Source organism: Loktanella sp. SALINAS62 (assembly GCF_018263905.1).
Taxonomy (GTDB): Bacteria; Pseudomonadota; Alphaproteobacteria; order Rhodobacterales; family Rhodobacteraceae; genus Loktanella.
Genome location: NZ_JAAFZU010000023.1, coordinates 194,819 through 217,235 on the forward strand (window position 1 = coordinate 194,819; position 22,417 = coordinate 217,235).

19 protein-coding genes are annotated in these 22,417 nt (G+C 60.3%); 8 read left to right on the forward strand and 11 right to left on the reverse strand.

Going from position 1 to position 22,417, the window contains the following annotated elements; all coding sequences use genetic code 11:
• Positions 1-50 precede the first annotated feature (50 nt).
• Positions 51-1,298, reverse strand: a complete 1,248-nt coding sequence (locus GZH79_RS08490) for an FAD-dependent monooxygenase (RefSeq protein ID WP_211643350.1) — start codon at positions 1,296-1,298, stop codon at positions 51-53.
• Positions 1,299-1,342: 44 nt separating this feature from the next.
• On the opposite strand from GZH79_RS08490, the gene GZH79_RS08495 reads away from it, so the two are divergent.
• The 3 genes from GZH79_RS08495 to GZH79_RS08505 all read left to right on the forward strand — a co-directional run bounded on the left by GZH79_RS08495 (position 1,343) and on the right by GZH79_RS08505 (position 6,922).
• Positions 1,343-2,668: an amidase family protein gene (locus GZH79_RS08495; RefSeq protein ID WP_211643351.1), complete on the forward strand. Its 1,326-nt coding sequence runs from the start codon at positions 1,343-1,345 to the stop codon at positions 2,666-2,668.
• A gap of 109 nt (positions 2,669-2,777) precedes the next feature.
• Positions 2,778-3,956 carry an aminotransferase class I/II-fold pyridoxal phosphate-dependent enzyme gene (locus tag GZH79_RS08500; RefSeq protein ID WP_211643352.1) on the forward strand — a complete coding sequence of 393 codons (1,179 nt, stop codon included), beginning with the start codon at positions 2,778-2,780 and terminating at the stop codon, positions 3,954-3,956.
• Between the two features lie 11 nt (positions 3,957-3,967).
• Positions 3,968-6,922 (forward strand): DNA translocase FtsK, encoded by a 2,955-nt coding sequence (locus GZH79_RS08505; RefSeq protein WP_211643353.1) that lies wholly within the window; start codon positions 3,968-3,970, stop codon positions 6,920-6,922.
• 76 nt (positions 6,923-6,998) lie between these two features.
• Here the strand turns inward: GZH79_RS08505 and puuE are convergent, their stop codons facing one another.
• Positions 6,999-8,405 (reverse strand): allantoinase PuuE, encoded by a 1,407-nt coding sequence (gene puuE / locus GZH79_RS08510; RefSeq protein WP_211643354.1) that lies wholly within the window; start codon positions 8,403-8,405, stop codon positions 6,999-7,001.
• Between the two features lie 104 nt (positions 8,406-8,509).
• Entirely contained in the window at positions 8,510-9,112 is a 603-nt protein-coding gene (locus GZH79_RS08515; RefSeq protein ID WP_211643355.1) for an outer membrane lipoprotein carrier protein LolA, read from the reverse strand.
• A gap of 185 nt (positions 9,113-9,297) precedes the next feature.
• On the opposite strand from GZH79_RS08515, the gene dps reads away from it, so the two are divergent.
• Positions 9,298-9,777 carry a DNA starvation/stationary phase protection protein Dps gene (dps, locus tag GZH79_RS08520; RefSeq protein WP_211643356.1) on the forward strand — a complete coding sequence of 160 codons (480 nt, stop codon included), beginning with the start codon at positions 9,298-9,300 and terminating at the stop codon, positions 9,775-9,777.
• A 52-nt stretch (positions 9,778-9,829) separates the two neighbouring features.
• Here dps and GZH79_RS08525 read toward each other — a convergent pair whose 3' ends face one another.
• A complete protein-coding gene (locus tag GZH79_RS08525) occupies positions 9,830-10,414 on the reverse strand; it encodes a transglycosylase SLT domain-containing protein (RefSeq protein WP_211643357.1) in 585 nt (194 codons plus the stop codon).
• Between the two features lie 220 nt (positions 10,415-10,634).
• On the opposite strand from GZH79_RS08525, the gene hspQ reads away from it, so the two are divergent.
• On the forward strand, positions 10,635-10,961 hold the full coding sequence (gene hspQ, locus GZH79_RS08530; RefSeq protein ID WP_211643358.1) for a heat shock protein HspQ: 327 nt from the start codon (positions 10,635-10,637) through the stop codon (positions 10,959-10,961).
• Here hspQ and ggt read toward each other — a convergent pair.
• The gene (ggt, locus tag GZH79_RS08535; protein WP_211643359.1) at positions 10,958-12,535 is read right to left on the reverse strand and encodes a gamma-glutamyltransferase; all 1,578 of its coding nucleotides are present in this window, start codon (positions 12,533-12,535) and stop codon (positions 10,958-10,960) included. The genes hspQ and ggt overlap by 4 nt on opposite strands.
• A 231-nt stretch (positions 12,536-12,766) precedes the next feature.
• On the opposite strand from ggt, the gene GZH79_RS08540 reads away from it, so the two are divergent.
• Entirely contained in the window at positions 12,767-13,231 is a 465-nt protein-coding gene (locus GZH79_RS08540) for a GAF domain-containing protein (protein ID WP_211643360.1), read from the forward strand.
• A gap of 1 nt (position 13,232) precedes the next feature.
• On the forward strand, positions 13,233-14,126 hold the full coding sequence (locus GZH79_RS08545) for a homocysteine S-methyltransferase family protein (protein ID WP_211643361.1): 894 nt from the start codon (positions 13,233-13,235) through the stop codon (positions 14,124-14,126).
• A gap of 52 nt (positions 14,127-14,178) precedes the next feature.
• On the opposite strand, the gene GZH79_RS08550 is transcribed toward GZH79_RS08545, so the two are convergent.
• The 6 genes from GZH79_RS08550 to GZH79_RS08575 form a co-directional block, all read right to left on the reverse strand.
• On the reverse strand, positions 14,179-15,537 hold the full coding sequence (locus tag GZH79_RS08550) for a S41 family peptidase (RefSeq protein WP_211643362.1): 1,359 nt from the start codon (positions 15,535-15,537) through the stop codon (positions 14,179-14,181).
• A gap of 9 nt (positions 15,538-15,546) precedes the next feature.
• Complete coding sequence (locus GZH79_RS08555; protein ID WP_211643363.1) at positions 15,547-16,659, reverse strand: peptidoglycan DD-metalloendopeptidase family protein; 1,113 nt, start codon at positions 16,657-16,659, stop codon at positions 15,547-15,549.
• Positions 16,659-18,179, reverse strand: a complete 1,521-nt coding sequence (gene gpmI / locus GZH79_RS08560; protein WP_211643364.1) for a 2,3-bisphosphoglycerate-independent phosphoglycerate mutase — start codon at positions 18,177-18,179, stop codon at positions 16,659-16,661. Before gpmI ends, GZH79_RS08555 begins: the two co-directional genes overlap by 1 nt.
• Before the next feature lie 81 nt (positions 18,180-18,260).
• Complete coding sequence (gene rlmH / locus GZH79_RS08565) at positions 18,261-18,731, reverse strand: 23S rRNA (pseudouridine(1915)-N(3))-methyltransferase RlmH (protein ID WP_211643365.1); 471 nt, start codon at positions 18,729-18,731, stop codon at positions 18,261-18,263.
• The gene (gene rsfS, locus GZH79_RS08570; protein ID WP_211643366.1) at positions 18,731-19,087 is read right to left on the reverse strand and encodes a ribosome silencing factor; all 357 of its coding nucleotides are present in this window, start codon (positions 19,085-19,087) and stop codon (positions 18,731-18,733) included. Before rsfS ends, rlmH begins: the two co-directional genes overlap by 1 nt.
• Before the next feature lie 297 nt (positions 19,088-19,384).
• Positions 19,385-20,752: a mechanosensitive ion channel domain-containing protein gene (locus GZH79_RS08575; RefSeq protein WP_211643367.1), complete on the reverse strand. Its 1,368-nt coding sequence runs from the start codon at positions 20,750-20,752 to the stop codon at positions 19,385-19,387.
• A gap of 260 nt (positions 20,753-21,012) precedes the next feature.
• Between GZH79_RS08575 and GZH79_RS08580 the strand changes: the two genes are divergently transcribed.
• Positions 21,013-22,389, forward strand: coding sequence for a calcium-binding protein (locus GZH79_RS08580; RefSeq protein WP_211643368.1), 1,377 nt, complete (start codon positions 21,013-21,015; stop codon positions 22,387-22,389).
• Positions 22,390-22,417 lie beyond the last annotated feature (28 nt).

The window sequence follows — 22,417 nt, forward strand, 5'->3', positions numbered from 1 at the left end:
CTATTATCCGTTTGCAACACAGATAGCGCGCCTTTCACGGTGTCCAGCGCCTAGCGCATCAGTCGCGGCAACGCGCCGTTCAGTCCCGCTGCCTCGCGGATGAAACCGCGGCGCAGACCGGGCACCGCGTTCACGATCCCCATGCCCAGATCGCGCACCCCGCGCAGCAGGGCGTTATCGTTTGAAAACAACCGATTGAACGCGTCCGTCGCCAGCGCCAGCTTGACCGTATCGAAACGCCGCCACTGCTGATAGGCGTCCAGCGTCGTCGGGCTGCCGATATCCTGTCCGCGCTGGCGGGCGTCCTGCAAAACATGCGCCAGTGCCGCGACATCACGCAGACCGGCGTTCAACCCCTGCCCCGCAATCGGGTGGATACCATGTGCGGCATCACCGACAAGCGCGATACGCGGCGCGATCAGGCTGTGCGCCAGTGTCAGCCCCAACGGATAGGTGAACCGCTGACCTGCCAGCCGGATATCCCCCAGAAACGACCCAAAAGCGGGCCGAAGCACGTCCAGAAACGCATCGTCATCCAGTTCCATCGCCGCCGTCGCGCGGCTGGCTTTTTCCGACCAGACGATGGACGACCTGTTGCCCGTCAAGGGCAGGATCGCCAACGGTCCGCCCGGCATAAAGAATTGATGCGCGATGCCATTGTGCGGCAGATCGTGTTCGACGGCACAGACCAGCGCACGCTGATCGTAATCCCATCCGGTGCGCCCGATCCCGGCCCGCCGCGCGGTACCGCTGGATCGCCCGTCGCACCCGACCAGCACACGTGCGCTACAGGTCGTGCCGTCGTCCAGCGCCACCGACACGCCAGCCTGTTCGATCTGCTGGCTGACGACCGTGCGGCCCGTCACATGCGTGATCCCGTCACGGTCAAGCGCACCCAACAGGGCGGGCCGAAGATGGCGATCCTGCACCAGCCAGCCCATCGGGCCTTCTTCGATCTCGGCGTGGTCGAAATGCATCATCCAGGGTGACGCGCCTTCACCGGCGCGACCGTCCGTCACCTTGATGTCCAGCATGGGCTGGGCGTCGTCGGCAACGTCGTCCCAGACCCCCAACCGGCGCAACATCCGCACCGACGTCAGTGACAATGCATAGGCCCGGCCATCGAAATCAGGCGCGCGCTGCGTGTCCGGCACCATTGCGTCAACGATCGTAACGTCCAGACCCACGTGGGCCGCTGCAAGCGCCAGCACTGGGCCATTCAGCCCACCGCCGACGATCAGAATGTCGCTTTCAGTTTTCATACTGCACGATATGGTTGCGCATGCAGGATTGTCCATGCGGCAGCGCACCGCTACCCTGTCGACAAATGACGGAGGACGCGATGGACGACTGGCGGTGGATGACGGCGCAGGATCTGGGCATGGCGATCGCCGCAGGCGGCATCGACCCCGCCGCCCTGTGCGAGGTGTTTTTGGCCGCCATCGCGGCGCACCCCGATGGCAAGCGGATCTACACCAGCGTCACCGAAAACCGCGCCCGCGCCGAAGCGCACGCCGCCAGTGACCGGGCCAGTTCTGGCCTGCGACGCGGCCCGCTGGACGGTGTGCCGATCAGCTGGAAAGACCTGTTCGATACCGCAGGCACCACGACAGAGGCGGGCACACGCCTGCTGTCGGGTCGGGTGCCGGTCCGCGATGCGCTGGTGCTGGAAAATGCCACCGCTGCCGGTCTGGTGTGTCTGGGCAAGACCCATATGTCGGAAATCGCGTTTTCCGGGCTGGGTGTGAACCCGATCACCGCAACACCGCCGAACCGCAACGACCATGACGCAGCGCCCGGCGGGTCGTCTTCGGGGGCGGCGGCATCTGTTGCATTCGGATTGGCGGCCGCTGCCATCGGGTCCGACACAGGCGGTTCGGTGCGGGTTCCCGCCGCCTGGAACGATCTGACGGGGTTCAAGACGACCCACGGGCGGTTGACCCTGCAAGGCACCGTGCCGCTGTGTATCACGTTCGACAGCATCGGGCCGCTGTGCCGATCCGTCACCGATGCCGCACTTTTGACGGCAGCCCTTGGCGGTGAACGCGCGCCTGATCTGTCCAATCCGCGTCAAGACCTGCATATGGCGATTCTTGATACCGTTGCGATGGATGGTCTGGAACAGGCCCCGGCCGACGGGTTCCGCGCCGCAGTCGCCACACTGCAATCCGCTGGTGTCACGGTCGATCACCTGAAATTTCCCCCGATGGAAGAGGTGTTTACCTTTGCCGGGCCGCTATACACAGCGGACGCATGGGCGTGGTGGCGCGATCTGATCAGCACCCATCCCGGCGTCATGTTCAACCAGATCGAGGAACGTGTCAGCGCCGGACAAGACGTATCGGCGGCCGATTACATCGCGTCATGGACCCGGTTGCGTGCCGTGCGCGCCGAATTTGCCGAAGCGATTGCGCCCTATGATGCAATCCTGATGCCGACGGCCTCGATCCTGCCGCCAAAGGTCCGGCGCCTGCTGGACGATTCCGACTACTACAAGACGCAGAACCTGCTGACGCTGCGCAATACGCGCATCGCCAACCTGATGGACCTGCCCGCCGTCACGCTGCCCACTGGCACGCCATCCTGCGGGATCATGCTGTGCGGCCAACCGGGACGCGACGATGCGTTGCTACGGGTCGCCCGTGCGGCAGAGATGGCGCTGGCCTAAAAGACACATTCTTGCGTCAAAGCCCCCCCGTCCCGCTGGACAGGGGACGGGCCCGCCGTCTACGTTAGGCGCAAGTGGGGCGACATGACCCCGCACGAGAGGCAGTAAGATGAAACCCCCGATGCGGTTTGCAGACCTTCCGGTTGCGACGTGGCCCCGATTGCGTGGGCTGCTGGATGCCGTCCAGCCGGGCGACACACCGGTCAACATGACTATCGGTGAACCGCAGCACGCCTTTCCCGCGTTTCTGCCCGACGCGCTGGCTGCCGAAATGGCGAGCTTTGCCAAATACCCCAACAACGACGGCGCGCCGGTGCTGCTTGATGCCGTCGCACGCTGGCTGAACCGCCGCTATGGCGTGACCGTCGCACCGGCAGAAATAATGGCCCTGAACGGCACCCGAGAGGGGCTTTATAACGCGGCCATGGCGCTGTGCCCTGAAACCAAGAATGGCAAAACACCCGTTATTCTAACCCCGAACCCGTTCTATCAGGTCTATGCCGTTGCAGCGCTCAGCGTCGGCGCGCAACCCGTCTATGTGCCAGCAACGGCAGAAACCGGCCATCTGCCTGATTTCGCAGCACTGGACATCAAAACGCTGGACCGCACCGCCATTGCCTATATCTGCTCTCCTGCCAATCCGCAGGGCGCCGTTGCGGACCGCGACTATTGGCGCAACCTGATCAGCTTGGCCGAAAAGCATGATTTCATCATTTTCGCCGACGAATGCTATTCCGAGATTTACCGCGATGCGCCGCCACCGGGTGCATTGGAAATCGCGCGCGAAATGGGCGCTGACCCCGACCGCGTCGTGATCTTTCATTCGCTGTCAAAGCGGTCGAATCTGGCCGGGCTGCGGTCGGGATTTTGTGCGTCCGGCCCCGGCAATATCGCCCGCATCCGCGCGCTTCGGGCCTATGCTGGCGCCCCGCTGCCCGGCCCGATCCAGACGGTATCGGCCCGTGTTTGGGACGACGAAGACCATGTCGCCGCCAGCCGCGCGCTGTATGTCGAAAAATTTCAGATCGCGGACGACATTCTGGGCAATGTGCCCGGTTACGTCAGCCCGCCCGCCGGATTCTTTCTGTGGCTGCCCGTCGATGACGGCGAACGGGCCGCCCTGCATCTTTGGCAAACCACCGGCGTGCGTACACTGCCCGGTGCATACCTTAGCCGCGATACCGCGTCCGGAAACCCCGGCGCGTCCTATATCCGTGTCGCCCTGTGCGGCCCCAAGACCGATGTTGCGACGGGCCTGACCCGACTGCGCGACTGCCTTTACCAGTGAGGACGAAACGAATGGCTTCTTACCAGACCCGGCAACGCGATCCCCTTTTGGACAGCGAAACGCAGGCCATTCTGGAACGACGCGGCAAAGAACTGCTGGGGCTGTGTCTGGTGGTGCTGGGCTTGCTGGGTGCAGCACTGTTGTTCAGCTATTCGCCAGATGATCCGTCCTGGATTTCTGCCACAGATGCCCCGGTCCGCAACTGGTTGGGGCCATTGGGTGCATCCATCGCGGCGCCGGTCATCATGATCGTCGGCTTGGGTATCTGGGCGCTGCCGCTAACGCTGCTGGCATGGGGCGCAAGGTTCATGCTGCATCACGGGTCCGACCGTGCGGGCACGCGACTCGTCTTTGCCCCGATCGCGGTCGCCATTGCATCGCTTTACGCCGCTACGTTGACACCGGGCGCGGGCTGGCCGCCGAATTTCGGTCTTGGCGGGCTGCTGGGCGATACCGTTCTGGGCATGGTGCTGACGATCCTGCCTTTGAGTGCCGCGTTTTCGGTCAAGGTGCTGTCAGTGGTGCTGGCATTCGTGACGTTGGGGCTGATGGCGTTTGCGCTGGGCTTTACCCGTGTCGAAATCCGGTTTGGCATACGCTACGTCCTGTTCGGGACAATTACGCTGTATGATGCGGCACTGCGTCTGCTGTCGCAGGGAACCAGCCGTGCCGCCACCGCAGCGGGTGCCGCGCGGACCACCATGGCCGCCCGGCGTGAGGCAAGTGTTGCGCAAGCCGACCAGCCTGTTCAACAGCACGATGTGCGCGCCCGTGCCATCGCAGCCGTCCGCGCCAATGCCGGGGGCAACGCGGGCCGCAAAATGCCCCCGATCATCCGCGCCGACGGCAGCCGCGCCGAACCGCCCGTGACAGCACAGCACGCGCATGATGACGATGCTGTCCCCGCGCCAAACACCCGCAGAATGCCCGGTATCGGGTCGTTGTTGCGCCGCAAGGCGCCCGAACCCGAACTGCTGGAACATGATTTCGACGGTGATGTCGAAAGCCCGCCAGAAGATCGGATCAGCAGCCGGATCACCGACGCCGTCCGCGCGCGCACCATGCCACCGCAGCCGGTTGTGTCCCCTGCAGTGACAGGGGTGCGCATAGAACCGTCGCTGACCGAAGGCCGCCGCCCCAAGGCGCTGGTCCTGCCGTCTGTTCCGCCGCTGACGGCGCAGGACACCCTGTTGCACGTCGAAGACCATGATGAAGACGATGATGGCATGGTCATCGCCCCGGATGAGCCATCGGTCTATCAGCGCAGCGCCCTTCCGCGTGAAGAAGCGCCCTCGCTGACTGCTGCACCGCTGTTCGATCCAGATGCGCCGCGCGCCACACCCGCCGAACCACGCCGCGCCGTCGTCCAGCACGAGCTGAGCCGCAAGGTCCTGCCGTCGAAACAGGCGCGTGCCGAAGCGCAGCCAGAACTTGCGTTCGAAGATAAATTTGCAGACTACGAAATACCGCCGCTGAACCTACTGGCGGACCCGTCGGGCGTGCAGCGGCACGTTCTGTCGGACGAGGCGTTGGAAGAAAACGCGCGGATGCTGGAATCCGTTTTGGATGACTATGGCGTCAAGGGCGAAATCGTATCCGTCCGCCCCGGCCCTGTCGTCACGATGTATGAACTGGAACCCGCCCCCGGGCTGAAAGCAAGCCGCGTGATCGGTCTGGCCGACGACATCGCCCGCAGCATGTCAGCGCTGTCGGCACGCGTATCCACCGTGCCGGGGCGCACCGTGATCGGGATCGAACTGCCGAACGAAAACCGCGAAAAGGTCGTACTGCGCGAAATCCTGTCAGCCCGCGATTTCGGTGACAGTGCGATGAAACTGCCGCTGGCCCTGGGCAAGGATATCGGCGGCCAGCCCATCGTGGCGAACCTTGCCAAGATGCCCCACCTTTTGATCGCCGGGACCACCGGTTCGGGTAAATCCGTGGCGATCAACACGATGATCCTGTCATTGCTTTACAAACTGTCTCCCGAAGAATGCCGGATGATCATGATCGACCCCAAGATGCTGGAACTCAGCGTCTATGACGGCATCCCGCATCTGCTGTCCCCCGTCGTGACCGACCCGAAAAAGGCGGTTGTCGCCCTGAAATGGGTCGTCGGAGAGATGGAAGAACGCTATCGCAAGATGTCCAGGATGGGTGTGCGGAACATCGACGGCTATAACGGGCGCGTCCGCGAAGCATTGGCCAAGGACGAAATGTTCAGCCGCACCGTGCAGACCGGATTCGACGATGAAACCGGTGATCCAATCTTTGAAACGGATGAATTCAAGCCCGTCGTGCTGCCCTATATCGTTGTCGTTGTGGACGAGATGGCAGACCTGATGATGGTCGCGGGCAAGGAAATCGAAGCCTGCATCCAGCGACTGGCGCAGATGGCCCGCGCATCGGGTATCCACCTGATCATGGCGACGCAGCGCCCATCGGTCGATGTCATCACCGGCACGATCAAGGCGAACTTTCCGACCCGGATTTCGTTTCAGGTCACGTCGAAAATCGACAGCCGCACCATTCTGGGCGAGATGGGTGCAGAACAGCTGCTGGGCATGGGCGACATGCTTTACATGGCGGGCGGGTCCAAGGTGACGCGCGTCCACGGCCCGTTCTGTTCCGACGAAGAGGTCGAGGAGATCGTCAACTACCTCAAATCCTTTGGGCCGCCCGAATACATGTCCGGTGTTGTCGAAGGACCGTCAGAAGATACGGAATCCAGCATCGATGCTGTGCTGGGTCTGGGCGACGGGTCCGATTCCGAAAACGCGTTGTATGACACCGCCGTTGCCATCGTCATCAAAGACCGCAAGTGTTCCACCAGCTATATCCAGCGCAAGCTGGCGATTGGTTATAACAAGGCCGCGCGACTGGTCGAACAGATGGAAGACGAAGGCGTGGTGTCTTCGGCCAACCACGTGGGCAAGCGCGAAATTCTGGTGCCCGAACAACACTAGGGCACAAACCAAGGCGTACAAAAAAACCGCGCGACACCCCATGGTGCGCGCGGTTTTTTTATCTTTGCGGGGCCGTTCAGCCCTTCAGGATGTGCATCAGGCGCAGTTCCGCAATGCGGTTGACCTGTTCGCAGGCGGTCGCAAATTCCTGCTCTTTGGTGTTGTTCAATCTGATTTCGAACGCTTCAAGGATCGAATTCTTGGTATTGTCACGCACCGCAATGATGAATGGAAACCCGAATTTCTTAGTATAAGCCTCGTTTGCGCGCTGGAACAAAGAGCGTTCGTCGTCGGTCAACGCGTCCAGGCCGACGGACGCCTGTTCAGATGTGCTGTCTGCCGTCAACCGCCGGGCCGCCGCCAGTTTTCCGGCAAGATCGGGATGCGCGCGCAGAACTTCCAGCCGGGCATCATCCGTCGCGCGGCGGAACGCGCGGGCCATCAGGTTCGCCAGTCCCACAGGGGTATCATGGGCCGGGCTACGTTCGAGCTTGAATGCCTCTTCGGCCACCCATGGCGAATGTTCATAGACATCACCAAAGGCTTTGACGAATTCCTTTTGGTCCATCTGGGACGGGCGCTGCGCGGTGCTTGCGGGATGATGCGCTTTCCAATGGTCCGCGATCTGGGCACGGGTGGCGAACCAGACACGATCATGCGACCGGACATGGTCCAGAAACTGGCGCAGTGCCTCGATCCGGCCCGGCCGTCCGGCCAGTCTGCAATGCAGACCGATGGACATCATCTTGGGCGCACCTTCGACGCCTTCACGATACAAGGCGTCGAAACTTGCGGTCAGGTAGTCGCGGAATTGGTCGCCTGCGTTGAACCCGTTCGGCGTGGAAAACCGCATGTCGTTGGCGTCCAGCGTATATGGCACGATCAACCGGTCTGTGCCGTTGATCGACTGCCAGAACGGCAGATCGTCTGCGTAGCTGTCGGCCAGATAGTCGAACCCTTCTTCGGCGGCCAGCCGCACTGAATTCATCGACGCGCGCCCCTGATAGAACCCGCGCGGACGTTCCCCCGTAACTTCGGTATGCAGGCGGATTGCGCGCTGGATATGGGTGCGTTCGGTGTCTTCGTGGGTGTCCTTGTATTCGATCCACTTCAGCCCGTGACTGGCGATTTCCCAGCCCGATTGCTTCATCGCGGCAACCTGTTCAGGCCCGCGCGCCAATGCGGTCGCGACACCAAAGACGGTCACGGGCAGATCGTGCAGCAGGCGATGCAGACGCCAGAACCCGGCGCGCGCGCCGTATTCATAGATGGTTTCCATGTTCCAGTGGCGCTGCCCCGACCACGCGGTCGCACCCGGAATTTCGGACAGGAACGCTTCTGATGCGGGATCGCCGTGCAGGATGTTGTTTTCGCCGCCTTCTTCGTAGTTCACGACGATCTGAACGGCGATCTTTGCCCCGTTGGGCCATTTCGGATCAGGCGTCGTGGCGCCATAGCCGATCATATCGCGGGGGTATGTCATATCTGGTCTTTCCCTGAATGCAGTCGGTTTATAGCCGTCATTCCGGGACAGTTAAGCAAAAAGGCGCGGGTCGATCACACTAATCGTCCCGCGCCCTAATGTTGTCAGTTTCCGCGTGCGCTGTTTTCGGCCACGATGTTGAACATGCGGTCCGAAATCGACGCACCGGGCTGCAGATCGTTCAGGATCACGGTGGTCTTTTCACCGACGTCATCGGTCACCACCCACTGCCGCAATTCCACCGGATTGGCGGTAAATACCATCTGGATATTGCCGTATTGGGGATTTTCGGGGTCTTGCGCCGTAATCGTGGTGGTTGTCCCGTCGGACGTGTGTCCCGTGACCATGCTGGCCCGGCCCAGATCGACGTTCGGTGCCAGAATGATCGACAGCGGTGTCTGTGACAGCGGATAGCGTTCAGCCGGCGTGTTGGATCGGGGATCGAAAATTGCGACCGATCCGCCACCCGCCATCACCAGCGAATTGTCGGGCGCATTGTATTCGAATCGGATGCGCCCCGGTCGCTTGATATAGATTTGCCCCGTGGACAGCGTGCCGTCCCCGTTGATCTGCGTGAATCCGCCCGTCGCGGTGACAAGCTGGTTCAGATAGCTGGACACCTGCGACAGTGAAAGCTGCTGCGCCTGCGCAGCCGTGCCGACAAGCGCCGTAGCTGCGGCTGCCAGAAGAAGTGTGCGTCTGTTCATGTGTCTAAAACCCTATTCGACGTGTTCCACGACATAGGCCGCGGTTGGCTTGATGAAAACCATATCGGGTCTGACATGCGATAGCGCCACCCTGTCAGCGACTATCGGCGATGGAACCGTACAGGGGGCCCACGCATTAATGGACCAAAGGCGATGACGCCGTATTATTTGAACAGGAGTTTCACATGCCAGAAGCATTCGTCGCCGGTCTGGACGGCCAGACCCGTGAAAAGGTCATCAATATTCTCAACGACAATCTGGTCGAAATGCAGGCACTGCAGATGGCCGTCAAGCAAGCGCACTGGAACCTCAAGGGCGAAGGTTTCATCGGTGTGCACGAACTGCTGGACGATGTATCGGCCCGCCTGCGCGACGGTATCGACACCATCGCCGAACGCACCGTAATCTTGGGTGGTTTCGCCCGTGGCACGTTGGAAGTCGCCGCCGATAAGGCCAAGATGACCGCCTATCCGGTGGAACTGACCAAAATTGAAGAACACGTCGAAGAGCTGAAAAAGCGTTTTCTCAGCGTTGGCGCATCCATTCGCGATGCCGCATCCGCTGCCGAAGAGGCGGGCGACGGCGATACAGAAGATCTGTTCGTCGAAATCAGCCGCGCGCTGGACAAAGACGCATGGTTCATCGGGGCAAACGGCTCTCGATAAACCTGAAATAGGGTTGATGACCCCGGCGTGATGACGCCGGGGTCATTGCCGTTTAGCGTTTGCCGCAGGCGCGCAACTGGGCGTCATAGACCAAGGCACGTGATTCGACCTCTCCGGCGATCCGGATCAACCAGCTTTTGCTACGCCAAGTTCCACGCTTAAAACCTGAACGGCCATCGTGGTAGGCTAGATACTGATTGCGGATATCGTGCATTGGGACGCCCGTTTCAGACACGGTCTTGGTCATGTACCAGCCCATGAAATCAGCAGCGTCATCAATGTTTTCGCGCTTTGATCTACGACCACCGACTTCGTTCTGGTATTCTTCCCATGTGCCATCCAGCGCCTGACTGTAGCCCAGTGCAGACGATTGTCGCCCAACGGGAATCACGCCCAAAGCGTATTGATGTGGCGGGCGATTGTTGCCGATGAACTTACTCTCTTGGTAGATCATCGCCATCATGCCCGGCATGGGCACACCGTACTTACGCTCTGCCTTCTTGAAGGCACGTCGGTATTCCGGGCGCTCCATCAGGATGGAACACGCGTTTTCCAGGTCGCGCGGTGCAGAAAATTCCCGGCTGCCGCAACTGCCAAGGACCGCCAATAACACCAATGCGCGAAAGAAACTGCTCATACGCCTCTCGCTTTTCGCTCGTTTTTTTACAGCATAGCTGATGATACGCCTTGTGTGAACGGTTCTATGAGAGTGGCCTGATCACAATGCACCGATCCGCGCCGATCCGCCGATTTTGGTTTAATCAGACCCCTTAACAGACTGTTTCTTTGGAATTGCCCTTGTCCCGATGGACTTTTGGTCAACTTTGAAGGTATTCGGACCTTGGGGGTTGCTAACCATGTATAAGACACGCGCGAAATACTATCTTGGCCAAGTCGTCCGTCACCGCAAACATCCGTTTCGCGGGGTCGTCTTTGACGTCGATGCCAGTTTTTCGAATACGGACGCATGGTATGAAGCCATCCCAGAAGAGTCGCGCCCGGCCAAGGATCAGCCGTATTACCACTTGCTGGCCGAAAACGAACGCAGTTTCTACGTGGCTTATGTATCCGAACAGAATCTGGTTGCAGATTATTCCGGTGAACCGGTGGACCATCCCGACGTGCCCGATCTGTTTGGCCCGTTCGAGGATGGTGCATACCCGTTGCAGGTGCAGCTAAATTAATAGCCCAGTGCGCAACCGTCCTTGCGGGGATCGGACGCACCTTCAAGAATACCGTCTTCGGTTATCTTGATCGCCTGTGCGCCGCCGATTGCGGTTTCGGGAATGACCACGTGATGTCCCATGTCCGACAACTTGGCACGGACAGCGTCGCTGTATCCGCGTTCCACCTTTAGGCCGTCCACGTCGGAAAACGCACGCGGCGCGTCCAGTGCGGCCTGTAGGTCCATTTCGTAATCCGTCAGGTTCGTCACAAACCGTGCATGGCCCGTCGATTGATACGCCCCGCCCATGACGCCGAACGGCATGATCGTCTTGCCGTTTTGCTGCAACATCCCCGGAATGATCGTGTGCATGGGTCGTTTGCCAGGGCCGCCTTCGTTGGCGTGGCCTTTGGCCAGGCTAAAGCCCGCGCCACGGTTCTGGAACAGGACGCCGAATTTGTCGGATGCGATCCCCGACCCGAACCCATGAAAAATGGAATAGATCAGCGAAACGGCCATGCGGTCGCGGTCCACCACGGTGATATAGATCGTGTCCTTGTGGATCGCCTCGACCGGTGCGCGTTGCGGCGCTTGTGCGCGTTTTGGATCAATGGTTGCGGCCAGTTTTTGGGCCGTTTCCATCGACAGCATATGGTCCAGCCGCGTCATATGATCGGGGTCGGACAGAAAACGGTTGCGGGCATCATAGGCAAGTTTTGTCGCCTCTGCCTCGATATGGATACGGTCTGCCCCAAGCGGGTCCATTGATTTCAAATCGAAATGCGCCAGCATGTTCAGCAGCAGGATGGCGGTTGCACCCTGCCCGTTTGGCGGATGCTCGAACAGATCCAACCCGCCATAGGCACCGTGGATCGGGTCACCATAGGTTGATTCGTGCTGCGCGAAATCGTCCAGCGTATGCACACCACCTGCGGCGTTCAGCGATGCGACCATATCTGCGGCCACCTCGCCTTCGTAGAAACCGGCACGTCCATCCAGACCGATGCGACGCAGCACATCCGCCTGACCGGGCGCGCGGAACATCTGGCCCGTGCGCGGCACCGCGCCACCGATCAGATAGGCATCGCGTGCCGCACCTTGCAGGCGCGGTTCATCCAGCGCCCAGTCAAAGGCGACGCGCGGTGCGACTGGCACACCCGTTTCAGCGTAGTGGATGGCTGGCGCCAGCGCCGCCTTCATGCCCAGTTTGCCCCAGTCTTTTGACAGGCGGCAAAATGCATCAATGGCCCCCGGCACAGTGACGGCATGTGCGCTGTCAACTGGCACGGTCGCATGACCCTGTGCGCGCAGTGCATCTGCGGAATACGCGGCAGGCGCGCGGCCTGACCCGTTCAGCGCAATGATACGATCCTCGCCCGGTGGGGTCATCAGGACGAAACAATCGCCCCCGATCCCTGTCATCTGCGGTTCACAGATCCCCAGCAGAACGGCGCCTGCGATGGCGGCATCCGCGGCATTTCCGCCGGCTTCCAGAATTTGTACGGCCACTTTTGCGGCCAGCGGGTGCGATGTCGCGCACATTCCGTTTTCCGCATAGACCGCCGACCGACCTGGTAGATGAAAATCACGCATTGCAGCTCCTCCCGCTTTGATCACGGAACGTGGGGGAAAAAACATGCAGGGGCAATCGCTGATCACAGATTGATCGGCACCGCGTTACTGGGTGGGGGCTAGAAAACGCGGTGCCGAAAGAAGCCATGCAGCTACAGTTCGATCCTTGACGAGTCGGTTTGACCTGGTCGTGACGCAAAGCAGGTCGTTTCGGGGCTTTTTCCGGCCCAAATATGGCGATACGTAACCGCCATGAAACAGATCAATTACCCACAGCTTCACCAGACCGTCGCATCGCTTGTTTCAGGCGAAACCGATGTCGTGGCCCTGATGGCGACCGTCGCATGCGAGGTGCATCACGCTGACAACCGGTTCGACTGGACAGGCTTTTACCGCCTGACGGACCCTGAATTGCTGAAGATCGGCCCCTATCAGGGGGGCCACGGCTGTCTTGTCATTCCGTTTTCCCGTGGTGTCTGCGGTGCTGCCGCCCGGACGGGACAGGTGCAGTTGGTGCCTGATGTTGACGTCTTTGACGGTCATATCGCTTGCGCGTCATCGACACGGTCCGAACTGGTGCTGCCGGTCTGGGGCCGCGACGGCGGGCTGTTGGGTGTCTTCGACATCGACAGCAACCAACCCGACGCCTTTACACAACAAGATGCGGATGAACTGGAACGCCTGCTTGGCGCAGTTTTCGCCGCAAAGGATCAGTGAAATGACCGAAATTACCCTTCTGGACGGCGGCATGGGACAGGAACTGACCCATCGCGCACCCGAAAAGCCGACAGCACTGTGGGGCACGCAGGTGATGTTCAACCATCCCGGCATGGTGCAACAGGTGCATGCCGACTACTTTGCCGCTGGTGCGACCGTGGCCACGGCCAATACCTATGCCATTCATCACGACAGACTGGTCGATACCCCTTGCGAAGGCCAGTTCAGCCAACTGCACGCACTGGCACTTTCAGAAGCACACGCCGCCCGTGACGCCCACGGGTCGGGCAAGATCGCAGGCGCCATCGGCCCACTGATCGCCAGCTACCGCCCCGACATCCATCCCAAAGCGGCGGTTGCCATACCACTATATGCGGAAATCGCGCAGACGCTGGCCCCCGGCTGCGATCTGATTCTGTGTGAAACGGTGGCATCGCTGGACCATGCCCGATCAATTCTGGCTGCAACCGTGCCGACCGGTTTACCTGTCTGGCTGGCGGTGACGGTGGACGACCGCGACGGCACCAGATTGCGGTCAGGCGAGCCCGTTTCAGACGTGTTACCGATTGCAAAAGACGGCGGCGCGGCGGCGATCCTTGTGAACTGTTCGGCACCCGAAGCCATACATGACACCCTGCGCATCCTTGCAACAGGTGATCTGCCGTTCGGTGCCTATGCCAACGGGTTTCAAAAGATCACGGCTGAATTTCTGCAGGACAAACCGACAGTCGACGCATTGACCAGCCGCGACCTGTCACCTGATGCCTATGCTGAACATGCAATGGCGTGGATCGACGCAGGCGCCACCGTCGTCGGTGGCTGCTGCGAGGTAGGGCCCGCCCATATCAGCGCTTTGGCGCGGGCGATCACTGATGCCGGACATACCATCGTCTGACGCAAAAGGGGCCGCATTCTACTGAAATGCGGCCCCTTTGGTATCGAATGGATTAGTCCTGTTCTGAAATCAGACCGACCTGTTCGCCACCCAGCGCTTGAAGCCCTTTGAGGATATCAATGGCATAGGCCAGTTGATAATCGTCCTCGCGCAGTTGTGCCGCAGCTTCCGCCCGCGCGCGGTCTTCTTCGATCTGTTCGATCTCGTCGTCGGTCAGGCTGTCGTTGTTCAGCGCGCCACGCAGGTTTGCTTCGGTGCGCGGTGCCGCATCGTTTTCGTCAGCCTCTGGATCTTCTTCCGCCCGGCGGGGCTGTTCGACGATGATGTCGGGCGAAATGCCCAACGCCTGAATGGACCGACCCGATGGCGTGTAATACCGCGCGGTGGTCAGACGCATTGCGCCGTTCCCCTGCAGCGGCACGACAGTCTGCACCGATCCCTTGCCAAAGCTTTTGGTGCCGACGACGATGGCGCGGCGATGGTCCTGCAACGCGCCCGCGACGATTTCCGACGCGCTGGCAGACCCGCCATTGATCAAAACGACGATGGGCAGACCTTGGGCCAGATCGCCTTCGGTGGCGTTGAAACGGTCACTGTCCGCCACGTCGCGCCCCCGTGTGGATACAATTTCGCCAGCGTTCAGGAATGCGTCCGACACGAACACGGCCTGATTCAACAAACCGCCCGGATTGTTGCGCAGGTCCAGCACGATCCCGTCCACGTTTTCGATTCCGCCTGCTGCCTCTACTTGTTCGGCAAGCCCCTCTTCAAGGTTGGGGAAGGTCTGGTTGTTAAAGGTCGTGACACGCAGAACGACGGCGCGGCCTTCGGTACGGGCCCGCACGGCGGTCAGTTTGATCGTGTCACGGATGATCGACACATCGATCGGTTCCGGCTCATCCTCGCGCACCACGGTGATGATGACTTCGGACCCGACAGGGCCGCGCAGCAGTTCCAGCGCCTCGTCCAGCGTCAGGCCCATCAGGCTTTCACCATCGACATTCGTGATATAATCGCCCGCTTCCATGCCAGCGGCATCAGCCGGGGTGCCGTCGATGGGCGACACGACTTTGACCCAGCCTTCTTCCTGCGTAACCTCTAGCCCCAAACCACCGAATTCGCCACGGGTCTGCACCCGCATGTCCGATGCATCGTCTTCGGACAGATAGGACGAATGGGGATCAAGCGATGTCAGCATCCCGTTGATCGCCGCTTCGATCAGCGCCTTGTCATCCACATCTTCGACATAGCCCTGTCGAATGCGTTCAAAAATATCACCAAACAGATCAAGCTGCTGGTAAATACTGCCACCACTGTCGGTCGTCTGCGCCAGAACCGGGCCAGCAAACTGTGTCGTTGCCACAAGACCCACAATCGTGCCGCCAGCGGCTGCCATCATCAACTTTTTCATCGCGTGTTCCTATCTTTGGTCCAGCGCGAACCATGTCGCGGGGTCCACGGGACTTTGCCCTTCTCTGACTTCAAGATAAAGGGTCTCGGACGCCGCAGGGTCGCTGGAACGCTTCGTTTCAGTCAAAATGTCGTCAATGGCAGGCGCATCTCCGCCCAGCAGGCCGACGGGTGCCCCTGCGGGCAGCACTTGACCGGTTTCGCCGTAAACTTCAGCCAGACCACCAAGCACCATCATGACATCCTGCGCAGGCTCAATGATGATGACGTTGCCGTAATCCAGCAACGGCCCGCGAAACAGGACGGTGGCCGCCACCGGCGTCGTGACCAGCGCGCGCGGCCGCCCCGCAATGATCACACCCGGCCGCGATATACCCGCCGCGTCTGGTAGATTGAATCCGCGCAGCACGGTGCCCCGCACGGGCGATGGCAGGTTGCCCGTCGGTTCCAATGTCGGTGCCGCGTCGCCGGTATCGAAAAACTGCGCCAGCCCATCGGCAAAATCGTCCAGCGTATCGGTACTGGCCAGCAACAGGGCGGTCTGAATGGGATCGTCACTGAACCGGCGTGGCAGGTCCGTCCGGTCTGAAATCGCGGCGGACAGGGCAGCGCGCGCGGCTTGCGCCCCTTCGAGCCCGTCGCCAAGCGTATCCAGCGCTGTTTCCTGAAGCGACTGAATCAGCCCCAGTTCTTCAAGTTGCAGGCGAAGTTCATCCACCTGTGACTGCAACGCAGGCGTCACATCCGCCACGATCATTCCAGCACGCGCGGTGCCCAGCGCCCCGTTCGGATGCAACAGCAACAACGGCGCAGGTGCGTCCCCGATGGATGCAAGCACCCCCAGCAGGCGGCCCACCTCTACGCTGCGACTGTCCAACTGGGTCTGCATCGTGTCCTGCTGGATCGCCAACCGCCGAAGCCCGTCGCGCAGGGCGATCAAACCGTCCTCATATGCGCCGACAGTTTCGGACAGCGCCGTGACCCGGTCGGAACCGGAACCTGCCGCATCCAACTGCGCGCGTGCGGCTGTCAGCCGGTCAGCCGCCTGTTGCGCCGCCTCTGCCGGGGATTGCGCAGCGGCGATCCCGCCCCACAGCATCAAGATCAGGACGAGCGTACGCATCAGTCGATCAATGACCGTCCCGTCATCTCGTCGGGCAGGTCCAGCCCCATCAGCGCCAGAAGGGTCGGTGCCAGATCGGCCAGACGCCCGTTGCGCAGACTCGCACCATCGGGACCGCCGACCATGATGACGGGCACCGGGTTGATGGTATGCGCGGTATGCGGCCCGCCGGATGCGGGATCGACCATCGTTTCGCAATTGCCGTGATCGGCACAGACGATCATCGCGCCACCTGCCCGTTCCAGCGCGTCCAGCACGCGCCCCAGACCGCGATCCACCGTTTCGCACGCTGCGATGGCGGCATCCAGATCACCGGTATGACCGACCATGTCGGGATTGGCATAATTGGTGACGATCAGGTCGTAACCTTTTTCGATGGCACCGACAAAGGCATCGGTCACCTCTGCCGCCGACATTTCGGGCTGCATGTCATAGGTGGCGATATTGGGTGATTTTGGCATATGGCGGTCTTCGCCCGCTTCTGGCGTTTCCTTGCCACCGTTCAGGAAAAACGTGACATGCGGATATTTTTCCGTCTCTGCCAACCGGAACTGGGTGCGTCCATGCTGCGCAACCCACGCCCCCAGCGTATTGACGATATCCCGCTTGGGGAAAACGGCGTCATACCATGCGCTATGCCGGTCAGAATATTCGACCATTCCCAGACGCGCCACCAAATGCGGCAGGTCCCGGGTGAAGCCGTCGAAATCGGGGTTGCCAATCGCTTCCAGGATTTCGCGGGCCCGGTCCGATCTGAAATTCAGGCAAAACAAACCGTCGGCCTGTTCCATCCCCGTGTAATCACCAATCACCGTGGCGGTCACAAATTCGTCGGTCTGTCCGGCGGCATACGCCTGCGCGATGGCAGTCGGCGCATCGGTTGCAGCTTGACCCCGACCCCGCACCATCGCGTCGTATGCGGTTTCGACACGTTCCCAGCGATTGTCACGGTCCAGCGCGTAATACCGCCCGATCACTGTGCCGATCTGTGTGTCAGGGGGAAGCTGGCCCAGCAGGTCAGCCATGAAATCAGCACCCGATTTCGGCGCGACATCACGGCCATCGGTGATGGCATGTATCACGACGGGAACGCCCGCATCGTGGATGACGTGGGCCGTGCGGATCAAATGCGCGATATGCCCGTGTACACCGCCATCGGACACCACACCCATCAGATGCGCGCGACCACCGCTGTCTTTCAATGCGGCGATGAACCGCTTGATCGCGGCCTGCGTGTCGTAACTGCCGTCTTCTATGGCAAGGTCGATCTGGCCCAGATCCATTGCCACGACGCGGCCTGCGCCGATATTTGTATGGCCGACCTCTGAATTGCCCATCTGGCCGCTGGGCAGCCCAACGTCCGGCCCGTGCGTGATCAGTTGTGCGCGCGGACCTGCGGCGGCAATCCGGTCAAAGTTCGGGGTCTGGGCCAGCGCGGGCGCATTGCCGTCGCGCGCATCCCGGTCCCCCCAGCCGTCAAGAATGCACAGGACGACTGGTTTTGGCGTTGTCTGGGTCATCGCGGATCTCCTTGTTGGCACAGACCTAGCGTAAGCGGCGGCGCGGGAAAATGCCCGGTACGCGGTTTCTAGGGCAATTTGTCAGGTCCGGTGATAGGGCGATCCCGTCAGGATCGTCGCGGCGCGGTAGATCTGTTCCGCCAGCATGACGCGCACCAGCTTGTGCGGCCAGACCATTGATCCGAACGACAGCAGCATATCGGCCTGATCGCGCAGACCCGGATCGATACCGTCGGCACCACCGATGACAAACGCCACATCACGCCCCTGATCGCCCCAATTGCGCAACCGTTCGGCAAAATCCGGAGAGGTGACAGGCTTGCCGCGTTCATCCAGCGCCACGATTACGGCGCCCTTGGGAATGGCACGGCGCAAAAGCTCTGCTTCTGCGCCCATCCCTTGGGATTTGCGGTCTTCGACCTGCGTTTCGGTCAACGGACCCCAGCCCAGCGTACGCCCGACCGGCGCGAACCGTAACATGTAATCATCCGTCAGCGCCCGCTCCTCAGAGCGGGGCGCAAGACGCCCGACGGCGCAGATCGACAGCTTCATCAGACGGTGGCGGTGTCCGCGCCGGGCATCCACATCTTTTCAAGCTGGTAGAATTCGCGCACTTCTTCGCGGAAGATATGCACGATGACATCGCCGGTATCGATCAGAACCCAGTCACCAACGTCCTTGCCTTCGACCTTGGACACGACGCCGAATTTTTCCTTCATGCGTGCGACCAGTTTTTCGGCAATGGCGGACACCTGACGTGTCGACCGTCCGGTCGCAATGACCATCCAGTCACCCATTTCGGATTTACCGCGCAGATTGATTTTCACGACCTCTTCGGCTTTGTCGTCATCCAGAGAGGTCAGGATGGCGTCAAGCAATTGGTCGCCATTGTATGCAACCGATGTCACGCTATCGGCCTTGCGGGCGGCAGGGAAAGCTGCCGGGGTGGAAAGAGACAGTGCATTGTCCTCCAAGGAATAGCGCCGGCATCAAACGCCCCGACGCGGTGCGTAAGTTCAATCTAGACCCGTCAAGACACGATTTCAACGACTGCGACACATCCGGCGCGCAAGGTATCGCCAATTGGCACCATTATGGATCAATTGCAACGGTGAAAAATCTACCTGCAGCCTGTGCCCCCTTGTCAGGCCAGCAGCACCACGGCGCCCCGGCACTTGACCAGACGCCACAGAAGCGGACCAACCTCAGGGGGTTGAGTTTGAGCGCGTCACCAGCGTCGACCCGTCCAACACCTTTACCTCGCGTTGTGGAAACGGGATGCTGATGTCGTGTTCCTTGAATGCATCCCACAGCGCCAGATAGACATTACCCCTGATATTCGTCAGGCCACCGGTCGGGTCCGATATCCAGAACCGCAGGATGTAATCCACTGAACTGTCCCCGAAACCAACGATATGGCACACCGCAGGTCGTGTGCTCAGCACCCGGTCCACGCTTTGCGCCGCAGCGATCGCAATGCGGCGTACATCATGCGGGTTATCGTTGTAGGCCGTGCCGAAATAGATATCCAGCCGGACAAAATCGTTGGAATGGGACCAGTTCACCACCTGCCCGGTGATCAGATCCTCGTTCGGAATCAGATACTCCTTGCCGTCGCGTGTGGTGATGCTGACATAGCGCGCGCCCAGCGAATTGATCCAGCCAAAGGTTTCGCCAAGACTAATGACGTCACCGGGCTTGATCGATTTGTCCAGCAGGATGATCACGCCCGACACAAGGTTCGATACGACCTTTTGCAGACCAAAACCAAGGCCCACGCCGATGGCACCCGACAGCACGGCAAGACCGGTCAGGTCGATCCCGATTGCCTTTAGTCCGACGAAAACGGCGGCACCATAAAGCAATATCTGCATCGCCTTGACCGCAAGCACCTGCATCGATGGGCTGATATCCGCATTGCCGTGGATGCGCCCCGTCACCATCCGCGACAGAAACCGTGCGCCGACCCACAACAGACCGATAATCAGGATCGCCTGCACCACGATCAGCAGGGAAAACCGCACGTCGCCGACATGGAACGCAAGACTGTCCAGAAGTGCAGCAAATTCGTCGGTCAGCCCCAGAATGCGCAGGGTAATCCAGGCCCACAGCGTGTACCGCACGATGCCACGCATCAGGGGATTGGCAATCACACGGGTGGTAAATGCCACCAAAAGCCAGGCCAGTGCCAGATTGCCGACGATCTGCAGCAAGTAACTGCGGCTGTTCCATGTGATTTCCTGCATGATCAGGATGGTGGTCCAGATCAGTGCCACGAACAAAATACCGCGCAGCCGTTTGTGCACAACCAGCATCCAGCGGATGCGCCACAACGGCCAGTCTTCACGCGTCTTGATCCATGCGCGCAGTCGCGGTGCAAGAATAGTATGCGCAACATGCGCAACGATGAAAATCACCAATGCGATAAGTATCTGGTACAGAATCCATGGCCGCCACAGCGACGCGATGAACACTTCTGCCTGCTGAAACAGATCCTGCCCGACGCCAATAATCTCATCCATTGGGGCATCCGCCCCGTCGGGTTGCGTCAACAGGTCTTCATGCAGCGCCATCGCATTCTCCAGCCAGATAAGTGAGGCTAGATCGTTAACGATATACCATCAAGATAAGCCGGTCCGACACGCAAAGACTTGACAGGGCACAAAGCTTGGCCAATCGTCAATTATGACTTTTATAAGGCTATGAAATTAATAATGTTTTCATACGGGAAACAATACCACGGCACCGGGCGGATTTTGACGATATTCGATGCAATCTTCTGCGGCTTTGGTCGCGTCTGACCTGCACAGGTGAAAAAATCAGGGGATTTTGAATGGAACTCTTTTTGCTGCCCGCACTATTGGCTGTTGGACTGATCTACGCATTCACGTTTGACGACGATGATGACGACAACGACGACGCGCCACCCGCGGACGACGGGTTGACCCTTGGCCTTACGGAAACCGCGCTGCCTGAACCCGATCAGGACACGTCGGGCGATGATGCCGCGGACGATCCGGCAATCACACCGCTGCAGTTAGGGACGAACGGTGACGACGTTGTGACGTTGGGCAACGTCGATGATCGCTACAGCGCCCTGATGGGGAATGATTCCATCGATGGCGGCGGTGGCAATGATGTACTTATCGGTGACGACGGTGACGATATCCTGCGTGGCGGCGATGGCGACGACACATTGCGCGGCCGTTTGGGAAATGACGAACTGCGCGGCGATGCCGGCAACGACATTGTGGACGGTGGGTTCGGTGACGATTTGTTGGGTGGCGGCGCGGGTGACGACCTTATCTTTGGCGGTGCCGGCGATGATACAATCTTTGACGGTTCTGGCAACGATACGGTCAGCGGCGGGACGGGTAATGACACCATCACAATCAACGGTGGCGAAGACACCACCTTTGGTGGGCTGGGCGACGACACGATCATCGTCGAACGTGGCACCGGCCTTGTGCTGGGCAACGAAGGCAACGACACGATCCTGATCGGTGACAGGATTGATCCCGGCGATGACGAAGGCCCCTATCGCGTGTTCGGTGGCGACGGTGACGATACCATCCGCGGTGGTGCTGGCGATGATCGCCTGAACGGTGGTGACGGCAACGATTCCATCATGGGTGGCGATGGGAATGACGTGATTGGTGGCGACGGTGGCGATGATATTCTTGATGGCGGACTGGGCGACGACACGCTGATCGGCAGCGCCGGAAACGATTATCTGATCGGCATGGACGGCGACGATGTTCTGGACGGTGGCGCTGGTGCCGACACCATCGTGGCGGACACAGGCGACGACGTTGTTTTTGGCGGGGACGGCGGCGACCAGATATTCAGCATGTCGGGCAACAACACCATCACGACAGGCACCGGGTTCGACACGATCGAAGTGGCGACCGACACCACGATTACCGACTTTGATCCAACCCGCGACCAGATCGACCTGTATCAACTGCGCATGCCTGATGACGGCAGCGAATTCGACGAGCCCGCGGAATATGACATTGTCCTGACATCGGGCACTGATGCAGACGGACCGTTCACCTTGGTGACCTTTGGGCCGACGACGTCGGCAGATACGACCAACGGTGATCTGGTGCTGCGGCTGAATGGCATTTCTCCGGCTGATTTGACGGAAGACAACTTTACCACCTATGCCGCGTCGCAGCTGTCTTACCTTGAAATCGACGCCCGGTAGCGCGCACCAGTGACTGCCCCCTTGCGGC